This is a genomic window from Aliiroseovarius sp. B-4 (assembly GCF_056857795.1).
The window spans coordinates 1-2,478 of sequence record NZ_JBSXNV010000007.1; the positions used below are offsets into that span (position 1 = coordinate 1).

Below are 2,478 nucleotides of genomic sequence, written 5' to 3' on the forward strand. Positions count from 1 at the left end.
CCGCGGCCCGCAGGGACGCGGCTCTGCCGCCCTCACCACCGAGTGCACCACCTGTCCTAGGGGTCCCGTCCGCCAGCCCCGCCCGAGGGGCTGGCCGAACACCCATGTGTTCGGACGGAACCGCGGGCGGGCGCAAACCCCTCCGACAGGGCGGACAGGCAGGGTCAAGGAGGGCCAGATTTGGCTTGCCAAATCTCTGCCGCAAAAACCGGGAGGCCTTGGCCGATAGGTTTTTGCGGATGGCCCCCTTGAGGCTGACTGGCCGGTCTGTCGCGGCCTGATCATTCCGGGGGGGAGTGCGTCCGTTGAACGCGCAGCGAACGGCACCAAGAAGGGTCGCTGCCGGCGATCACCCGCGCCGGTGACGGCATCCCTGGAACAGGGATCGGGCCGCCCCAAGATCGTCCCGGGGCGGCCCATCCTCGTCAGAGGATTCAGTCCTGGGGATCCTTCGCGCTCGGCGGGAACATCACCAGCTCCGAGACCGCGACCGGGAAGTCGAGCTTGAGGCTGAAGAACTCCGAGCCGTCCCCGTTGCGGGTGTTGCGGAACATCGCGCCCACGCGCTGAAAACGGGTGCGCTCCTGGCCATCGGTGTCGGTGAACTTGACGGGGACGGTGGCGACGTAGTGGTTGGTCATTTGGGTTACTCCTTGTTGCGATGGGGATCACCCGGCACGGGGGCAAGAGGCCCGGTCGCAAGCGCAAATGCGGAGGGTCCGCGGCTAGCCGTGGAAGCCGTATTTGTGCTTGCCGGAGCGAAGCGCAGGGCACGATTGGGCCGACCCCGTGCGATCCACATCTATGAGCAAAAAGGAGAGACCCGATTTTGTGCCGCCACTTTGCAGTCGCGTTCGCACCCGTCGATACCGGTCTGAGGTGGCTTGGTTCGTTCTGATCCAATGCATCTGGATAATGATCCGTCACGCGCACCACACAGCGGGTCAGCGTTCAGCCGCGCGCGAAGATTCGTCGTCTGTGTTGGGTGAGTGCCCCTGCTATCGGCACCAGGGTTGAGGGGGTGGGGGACAGCTGGTGCGGCCACATCGGTATGGCACGGCCAAACCTTCAGCAATGAGCGTACTGCCCACGTCCCGACCGTCAACGAACAACGAGCCACAAAGCCGCCCGAAATTGCATCGATCGGTGCCTTCAGTCCCGGGCCGGCAGGAACAGACCACGCGCTCAAACTCAATTAACGCCGCACCCCGCACCAATTGACCAAGACGCGCTGTTGCCTGTTCCCCGACCTGGCGCTCTGCAGTGCAGGATGGTCTCCATGTCTCAGGCGCGTTAAACCCGACGAGACGCACGTTCGCTGTCATGCCTCGAATATCAATCGTATCACCATCAATGATCCGCACATCGCTGGCTCGAAGCGACCGGTCTTGCGAGGCGAGTCGCTCTGCAGGTGGCGCGACCGGCGATAGGAAACTGGAAGACATCCAGCCCACTCCCAAGTTAGACCGAATTTGGGTCCATTGCCCTTCATCGCGAAGCATTTCGACGCGAGTCCCTTCGCTCAAGACGCCCATCACAGCGTTCGCGGTAGACGGCTCAGAACGTTGGTTGACACGTGTCCCTGTCACATAGACGTAAGTGGTGTTTGTCGTTTGCGATGTGGGAATTGCTGACGGACTGTAGGGTGTGGATCGCGAATTCGACGTCTCAAACAATGATCCAACCAACGCGAAGAACCCGACAGCGATCACCAACGGCACCATGATTTGGCGTTGAGCCTTGCGCACGGCACGCCGAGGTGCGGTGATTGCGCGGCTCACGGAGATCGAACGGGGGCTCGCCTGAACGGCTCTGGGGCTGCGCTTTGGTGCTGGTTTCGAAGTGCCGGCGTCGGCAGCTGCCCTTGTCTGGGCCGGTTTTTCCCCTTCCAGTTTCAGGACTTTGTGCAGGCTGGCGTACTGAGCTTTGCTCAGGCGAGTCTCCGTCCCGTGACGCTCAAACCGTTCAGCCATGTTTGTGAGAAAAGACACTTCCCAATCGTTTGCCTGCCCGGACCGCAAACGCGCATCAATGCGTGATTGGATCTCTTTGGTGCGTTCCGGAGAAAAAGGCATCGAGGAAAAACCTGTTCGGGTGTTGAGCTGCGCAACAAATGTCTTCTGCTGCACGGCCACATTAAGCTGTGATTGCATCGAGATACCATCCAGCCATTCCCAAAACCACATTGGCCGTGTTGCAGTCATCCAGACTTTTTCTACTCAATGCTGGAGTTCGCTGCGACACCCCTGAGGTTCGCAAACATTTGAGAAACGACGAAAGGGCCGCCCGAAGGCGACCCTCTATGTTCACGTATCCGCAGTCCTCTTAGCCGGGTCAGCAACCCGCATGACCGTCAGGCCTTTCGCTTCCGCCTTCTGCCCGAGGTTCAGCGCGACCCCGTTGCCGCCGAAGAGGACAACCCCCGTCGCCGCGAACTTGTCGTCGAGCATTTCGTCGTTGCACTTGAACGGTGCCGCC

2 protein-coding genes and 1 pseudogene are annotated in these 2,478 nt (G+C 61.1%); all 3 read right to left on the reverse strand.

Annotated elements, in window-relative coordinates; translation table 11 throughout:
* Nucleotides 1-434: 434 nt before the first annotated feature.
* Complete coding sequence (locus AC13C8_RS00165) at nt 435-641, reverse strand: hypothetical protein (protein WP_007120662.1); 207 nt, start codon at nt 639-641, stop codon at nt 435-437.
* 357 nt (nt 642-998) lie between these two features.
* Nucleotides 999-2,204, reverse strand: coding sequence for an SH3 domain-containing protein (locus AC13C8_RS00170; RefSeq protein ID WP_482845994.1), 1,206 nt, complete (start codon nt 2,202-2,204; stop codon nt 999-1,001).
* Between the two features lie 102 nt (nt 2,205-2,306).
* Nucleotides 2,307-2,478, reverse strand: a pseudogene (locus AC13C8_RS00175) (DUF2493 domain-containing protein); the annotation flags it as partial.